This window comes from Nitrospirota bacterium (assembly GCA_035516965.1).
Classification (GTDB): Bacteria; Nitrospirota; UBA9217; order UBA9217; family UBA9217; genus MHEA01.
In genome coordinates this window covers 24,186-30,582 of sequence record DATIZR010000055.1, presented here as the reverse complement: position 1 = coordinate 30,582, position 6,397 = coordinate 24,186, and the positions used below count along the sequence as shown (strand labels likewise).

The 6,397-nt window shown below is 56.2% G+C and carries 8 protein-coding genes; 1 reads left to right on the top strand and 7 read right to left on the bottom strand.

Annotation, left to right across the window (positions count from 1 at the left end):
* The 4 genes from VL197_08425 to VL197_08410 all read right to left on the bottom strand — a co-directional run.
* Positions 1 to 2,424, bottom strand: a 2,424-nt coding sequence (locus VL197_08425) for a hypothetical protein (protein HUJ18005.1), incomplete at its 3' end; no start/stop codon positions are given.
* Positions 2,425 to 2,735: 311 nt separating this feature from the next.
* A complete protein-coding gene (queC, locus tag VL197_08420; protein ID HUJ18004.1) occupies positions 2,736 to 3,428 on the bottom strand; it encodes a 7-cyano-7-deazaguanine synthase QueC in 693 nt (230 codons plus the stop codon).
* A gap of 160 nt (positions 3,429 to 3,588) precedes the next feature.
* Positions 3,589 to 3,726 carry a hypothetical protein gene (locus tag VL197_08415; protein HUJ18003.1) on the bottom strand — a complete coding sequence of 46 codons (138 nt, stop codon included), beginning with the start codon at positions 3,724 to 3,726 and terminating at the stop codon, positions 3,589 to 3,591.
* Positions 3,727 to 3,731: 5 nt separating this feature from the next.
* On the bottom strand, positions 3,732 to 3,944 hold the full coding sequence (locus tag VL197_08410) for a DUF1858 domain-containing protein (GenBank protein ID HUJ18002.1): 213 nt from the start codon (positions 3,942 to 3,944) through the stop codon (positions 3,732 to 3,734).
* A 172-nt stretch (positions 3,945 to 4,116) separates the two neighbouring features.
* Between VL197_08410 and VL197_08405 the strand changes: the two genes are divergently transcribed.
* A complete protein-coding gene (locus VL197_08405) occupies positions 4,117 to 4,530 on the top strand; it encodes a hypothetical protein (GenBank protein ID HUJ18001.1) in 414 nt (137 codons plus the stop codon).
* A 46-nt stretch (positions 4,531 to 4,576) separates the two neighbouring features.
* Here VL197_08405 and VL197_08400 read toward each other — a convergent pair whose 3' ends face one another.
* Genes VL197_08400 through coaE form a run of 3 tightly spaced genes read right to left on the bottom strand, consistent with a single transcriptional unit; the run spans position 4,577 to position 6,362 of the window.
* Positions 4,577 to 5,254: a Crp/Fnr family transcriptional regulator gene (locus tag VL197_08400; GenBank protein HUJ18000.1), complete on the bottom strand. Its 678-nt coding sequence runs from the start codon at positions 5,252 to 5,254 to the stop codon at positions 4,577 to 4,579.
* Positions 5,251 to 5,751: a GNAT family N-acetyltransferase gene (locus VL197_08395; GenBank protein HUJ17999.1), complete on the bottom strand. Its 501-nt coding sequence runs from the start codon at positions 5,749 to 5,751 to the stop codon at positions 5,251 to 5,253. The genes VL197_08400 and VL197_08395 overlap by 4 nt, the downstream gene beginning before the upstream one ends.
* Positions 5,748 to 6,362, bottom strand: coding sequence for a dephospho-CoA kinase (gene coaE, locus VL197_08390; protein HUJ17998.1), 615 nt, complete (start codon positions 6,360 to 6,362; stop codon positions 5,748 to 5,750). Before coaE ends, VL197_08395 begins: the two co-directional genes overlap by 4 nt.
* Positions 6,363 to 6,397 lie beyond the last annotated feature (35 nt).

The following is a 6,397-nucleotide window of genomic DNA, read 5'->3' as shown; positions in this document are numbered from 1 at the left end:
CACGGATACGCCATTGAAGACCGAGTTACCACTCCCGGATGTCATGGTTTGAGCCCACTGCGTCACGCCGGAGCTGTCGTATTTCACCAGTACCATGTTGTTGCCACTGTTCGTCCCTGTGGCGGTCACGCCGTTGCCGAGGTCATAGGCGACGGTTCCATCGATATATCCAACGGCATATACGGACCCGTCCGATGCCGCGGATACGCTAAAGAATATTGAGAAACTACTTCCTGCCGTCACGGTTTGAGCCCACTGCGCCACGCCGGAGCTATTGTATTTCACCAGTACAACGTTACCGTTACTGTACGTCCCTGTGGCAGTTATGCTGTTGCCGAAGTTATAGGCTCCGGTTCCATTGATAGATCCCGCGGCGTACACAGAGCCGTCTGACGCCACGGAGACGCCGGAGAAGTATGAATCAGCAGATCCTCCCGTTGCGGTTTGAGCCCACTGCGCAACACCTGAGCTGTTGTATTTCACCATTACTAGGTTATCGCCATTGACCGACCCTGCGGCGGTCACACTGTTGCCGAAGTTAAAGGTGCCGGTCCCATGGATTTTTCCCGCGGCGTATACAGAGCCGTCTGATGCCACGGATACGCTCGTGAAGAATGAATCATTACTTCCCGCCGTCACAGTTTGAGCCCACTGCGCCACGCCGGAGCTGTCGTATTTCACCAGTACAATGTTACTACCACTGCTGTTCGTCCCTGTGGATATGACGTTGTTGCCGAAGCCATAGGTGCCGGTTCCATCGATAGATCCCGCGGCGTACACAGAGCCGTCTGGCGCCACGGATACACCATTGAACAATGAGCTGCTGCTTCCCGCGGTCACGGTTTGAGCCCACTGCGCCGTGCCAGAGCTATCGTATTTTACCAGTACAATGTTGCCGCCACTGTTCGTCCCTGTGGCGGTCACGCCGCTGCCGAGGTCATAGATGCCGGTTCCATAGATTTGTCCCGCGGTGTACACAGAGCCGTCTGATGCCACGGATACGCCATTGAACAATGAGCTGCTGCTTCCCCCGGTTACAGTTTGAGCCCAGTGCGCTGGCAATGCGACGGCTGGTAATGCGACGGCCGTCGATACTTCGGCTGATGCTACACTTTCGCTTCCAACGTAGGGGCTCGTCCCACTGACCGCTGTCACCACAAAATAATAGGTTAAGCCTGTCAGGCCCGTTGAAACAGCATAGGGACTGGTCACTTTCAAGATACTCCCGTACCCCGGCAGTTGGGTTGAAGTTGCCGTGACGCCCGTCGAAGTTGCCATGTAAATATTATACGACGTTGCGCTGGTCACCGTATTCCAGCTGATGATCACAGATCCACCTTTTGGCGTAGCGGTAACACCTGTTGGCGCGGCTGGGGTCGTAAATATATTCGTACTCGAGAGAGCGGAGATGACGCCCGAATCCACGGACGCTCCGCAGATGTTGGATGTAGACGAAGTCATAAAGGTAGTAATTGCATCTGCCAGTCCCGTCAGTGCAGTCCCTTCCATCGTGGATAACGGTATCGTGCCGGTCCCGGATGTCAAGAGTACAGAAAGGGTTGCCCCGCTGGCTAACCCATCGAATAGTCCATCAGACGTCACGTCCTGAATAAGGGCTTGAACAAGGTCAAGCGAGCTAACTCCATTAGTAGATGCCAATTGCGAGATTCCAGCGAGAATCGCACTGGCATCCGCGCTTGATTGATTCGCTCCTGTCATGCAGCCGACCGTAGTCAGGTTTAATAATGCAGTATTTAAAATAGAAGACGGAAGTCCAAAATAATTTTGAATCGTCGTGTTCGCGGCATCCGCCGCGGTCGCCACCGGGGTTCCCCGACCGACTAAGGTCAATGCCACGTTCGCTGACATGGTGGTTAAAGGATTAATCTCGGCAGTCACATTTGTTCCAGAGGCATTCGACACGATTGTAGATAAAATCAATGGAGAATTGGTCAGATCGATCGTCGTTCCTGTCACCGTATCGATATAGGTTCCGCCTGTACTGGTTATTAAAACGGGCCCGGTGTAAGTCCCCAGATTAAGGCTATAGTTTCCAGATTGGTCAGTCTGAACAGGTGACCCAATTTGCGCTCCCTGAGTTCCATTAGCGTTCACTTGATAGGCGGTTACCGTGGCCCCCGCAACGAACCCATCCGCGACATGCCCGGTAATGACAGTTGCAGAAGAATTTCCACCGCCCCCGCTAATGAAACCGACACCTCCGCCACCGCCACCACCGCAAGAAAGAAGAGTAAGGCTGAGCAAGGTACCAATTATTACAAATGCCTGTTTCTTGGATGCTTTCATTTCGATACTCCCTTTTGCGAATGATTCTATTTTTAAAAGTAAGCCTTTCTTAGAATTTCTCCGACCTCGATTATCAAAAAAGATATCCGGACGGCCACCATGCTGCTTCAATTGCAAATAAACCTGTTCATGAACCTGCGGTTTTTCATGACTGATGCAATGCCGCAACAAATACACTGACGTTGCAACGAGAGGTCCAAGTATTATTTCGTTGTCGATTGTTGCTTTTTTCCTTGACTGCGGCTCTTCTCGAGAAGTTCACACATAGTGCAACTCTGCGCAAACTAAGTCAAGGGCTAAATCGAAATGATCGCCGGTTCAATAGCGAAGTGCAACACTTGGGGTAGCCATGCTAACCCGAGTGTCCAGGTCAAAACCCTATAAGCAGTTGTCCCAGGGATACCCCTGATGCTTACCCGTCGAGCTGTTCAACTCTCATAGGGGATGGGGTCTTTCACGCCGGCATCATGGAAGCCTTGCAGGCGCAGGGCGCAGCTTTCGCACCGGCCGCAGGCCTTGTTGCTGTTCTGGTAGCAGCTCCAGGTGAGGTGGAGCGGAGCGTTGAGCTCGACGCCGCGCCTGACAATGGCCGATTTCCTGAGATGAATGAGGGGGGTGACGATCCTGATCATGGTCTCCGGCTTCGTTCCCGTCTCGATCACGCGGTTGAAGGCCTGGTAAAAGACCTCCCGGCAGTCCGGGTATCCGGAGCTGTCCTCTTCCACGGCACCGATGAATATCGCCTTCGCGCCGATCACCTCGGCCCAGGACACCGCGATCGAAAGAAGATGGGCGTTCCGGAAGGGGACGTAGGTCGTGGGAATAGAAGAAGCAGGGGGCTCGGCGTTCGGATTCGGGGGAAGGGCTTCGGGGACCGGTATGCTTTCATCGGTGAGGCTTGAGCCGCCGATGACCTTGAGATGCTCCAGGCTGACGGACAGCCTCTTCTCGGCTTGGTAGAAATCGGCGATCTCGCTGAAAGCGCGGAGTTCGCGGGCCTCGGTCCGCTGGCCGTAATTGACGTGCAGCAGCGCCAGACGGTATTGTTCGTTCGCGATGGCTGCGGTGACGCAGCTGTCCATGCCTCCGCTCACCAGGACAATGGCAAGTTCCCGTGTCATGGGAACAGTCTACCAGCATCGCTCGTGGATTTCTACCGATTTTCCTGCTGCCGGGATTGTACCGAGACCCTTGGAAGCGGGAAGGGAGACGTTGGAAGGCGGAAGGCAGAGAACCCGATCCCGAGGATCGCGGTTGTCCCGCCCCCACGCCCTCCGTGAATCAATGCGCCCCGTGGATCAGCATGGGAAGGCAGCGGGTGCAGGCATACTTGTCCTTGCCTTCGTGGATGCAGGGGATGTAGACGCGTTCCTTGTCGTCGGCTCCGCAGACGAAACACTTTATCTCTTTGGCGGTCATGTCTGTTACTCCTCCAGCGCGTTGATCTCGTCGACGATCTTGTTGGGGTCGAGATTGTGCATCATGGATCCGAAGGAAATGGACTCCATGTTGATCCCCGGGCAGGTGAAGCAGCCGTTCCCGAAATACTTCTGGATGACGGCCTTTGCTGCCGGGCTCTGCTTGATGACGTCCCCGATGATGGAATCTTTCGTTATCTTCTTTTTCTCTGTGATCATGATGGCCTCCTTAATTGAATTGTTGACCATACTCTACCAGAGCCCGCGTTTTGTTGTTATGACCTGCATCATACTCTCTGACTGTGTTATACTATGACCCATGTCATATCCGTCCGTTTCCCGCCGTACTATACTGCGCTTACACCATCACTCATCCAGGAGGACATTCGAAATGGACAAGTTCGTCAAAGGTTTTATCGTCATGAGCATCGTGTATCTCGGCATCTCCACGGTACTGGGCGTATGCATGCTCGGGAACCAGAGCCTGATGGCCCTGAAGTTCGTGCACTCCCATCTGAACATGCTCGGCTGGGTATCGATGATGATCTTCGGGGTGGGCTACCATATCCTGCCGCGGTTCATGGGCAGGCCGGTGTACAGTCCGAAGATCGGCGAGGTGCAGTTCTATCTCGCGAACATCTCGCTGGTCGGCATGCTCCTGTTCTACACCCTGAATGTCTATGCGCCAGGCAGCGGCTATCTGATGCTGACCGTGGCATTCGGCGGGCTCCAGGCGCTCACCCTCTTCCTGTTCTTCTTCAACATGCTGATGACGCTCTTGGCAAAACAGGAGCAGCCGCACTAGGGCATGATGCAAGGGGCAGCGGGGCCCTCTCCCTGCCCCTGTTTCGCTAAGACGACAATGCCATCAGGCCTTCCTTGTCCTTGATGATGAACTTGCCGTCGCTGTCCGTCAGCAGCCCCTCCTTCTTGAACTTGCTGAAGGTCCTGATCGAGGTCTCCACCGTGGTCCCGACCATATCGGCGACGTCCTGTTTGGTCAGCCGCATGTCGATCAGGGTCCCGCCCTTGGTTTCCACGCCGACCTTGTTCGCCAGCTTGAGCAGGAGCGCCGCGATCCTGGCTTCGACGCGCTCCAGTGCGATGTTCTTGAGCGAATCGTAGGAGCTCTTCATGCGGTCCCCGAGCTGGAGCGCGATACAGTACATAAGGTTCGGGAACCGGTCCACGAGCCGCAGCAGGTTCCTCCGGGAGATCTTCAGCACCTCGGTGTCCTCCATGGCGACTGCGTTCGCCGGGTAGGGGAAGCCGCGGATCACGGCAACACCGCCGAAGATGTCCGTGGGGGAAATGATCTCGAGGATGATCTCCTTCCCGTCATGGGATATCTTCGTGATCTTGACCTTGCCCTTCGCCACGATATAGAACCATTCGGGCTGGTCGCCTTCTGAAAAGATGTCCTCTTTCTTCTTGTACCAGGTAGCCGTCAGATAGGGTTCCAGTTCCTTCAGTTCCTCATCGGACAGGTTCTTGAACAGGTCTATGCTCTTCAGGGCCTTGATGGTCACTGCCGCGTTCTCCTTGTATGGGGTGACGTTTTATCCAAAGGCTTCCAGAAAATGTGTTCCGATGCTCCCGGCACGATCAGGTCCCGAAGCGATCCCGCCTTGGAATAGCCGCAGCTCTTGTAGAATGCCATGGCCCTGCGGTTGAATGAAGACACGCAGAGAAAGAAGTTCTGCGCCCGTGAAGCGGTCACCCGCTCCGCGAAGGAGAGCAGTCTTCTGCCCACTCCCTGTCCCCGGAAAGCAGGGGCGACGCCGAGCGCCTTGAGGTAACCTCCGCGCGCGAAGACCGGTTCCGGCGTGAACAGGATGAACCCGACGGGATCCGTGCCCGCGAGGCAGACATGGGCCCGCATGTGCGTCCGGCCTCCTGAAAGGGCGGTCCGGAAGTCGATGCGCTCGTTCAGGCGCTTCCAGGGATCGGAATTGGCCACGATCTCTCCGCAGGCCCTGATGTGCGATGCCTTCATCGGCGCGATCCTGAAGGCGTCCCGCTTCATGGACAGCCTCCTGACAGGCCTTTCAATGCAGCGAAGACCTCCCGCGCCTGGAGCTCGGTCTCTTCCCGGCTGCCGGTATTTTCGATCACGTAATCGGCATGCAGCCGCTTTTCCCGGAGCGGCATCTGGCTCCGGATCCGGGCAACGGCCTGCTCGGGGGGAAGGCCGTCCCGCTCCATGACGCGGTGCAGCTGCTGCGCCTCGTCGGCGTAGACCACGACGACCTTATCGATCTGCTTATGATAACCGGTCTCGATCAGGAGCGCGGCGTCCAGCACCACGATGCAATCGGGTTCCTGCGAGGACAGGTGTTTCACCCGGGCCGCGTAAGCCTCGAAAACCCGGGGATGAAGGCAGCGGTTCAGCCACGCGCGCTCCGCCTCGTCATTGAACACGATCTCTCCGAGCTTTCTGCGGTCTATGGCCCCCCCGGGGAGACGGATACGTTCTCCGAAATGGGCGAGCACATCGCGCCACGCAGGCTGGTCCTTCGCAAGAAGGTCATGGACGACCTTGTCGGCATCGATCACATGGGCGCCCAGGTCACTGAAGACGCGTGCGACGAGGCTTTTCCCGCTTGCAATTCCGCCGGTGAGTCCTATGGTGAGCATGATCAACCCGTCGTACGGTGAAGGTACCCTGCGGC

Excerpts from the sequence above, each read along its gene's own strand:
- VL197_08415 (HUJ18003.1), bottom strand. The coding sequence starts at position 3,726 with ATGACCGCCAAAGAGATAAAGTGTTTCGTCTGCGGAGCCGACGACAAG.
- coaE (HUJ17998.1), bottom strand. The coding sequence starts at position 6,362 with ATGCTCACCATAGGACTCACCGGCGGAATTGCAAGCGGGAAAAGCCTC.
- queC (HUJ18004.1), bottom strand. The coding sequence starts at position 3,428 with ATGACACGGGAACTTGCCATTGTCCTGGTGAGCGGAGGCATGGACAGC.
- VL197_08395 (HUJ17999.1), bottom strand. The coding sequence starts at position 5,751 with ATGAAGCGGGACGCCTTCAGGATCGCGCCGATGAAGGCATCGCACATC.
- VL197_08405 (HUJ18001.1), top strand. The coding sequence starts at position 4,117 with ATGGACAAGTTCGTCAAAGGTTTTATCGTCATGAGCATCGTGTATCTC.
- VL197_08410 (HUJ18002.1), bottom strand. The coding sequence starts at position 3,944 with ATGATCACAGAGAAAAAGAAGATAACGAAAGATTCCATCATCGGGGAC.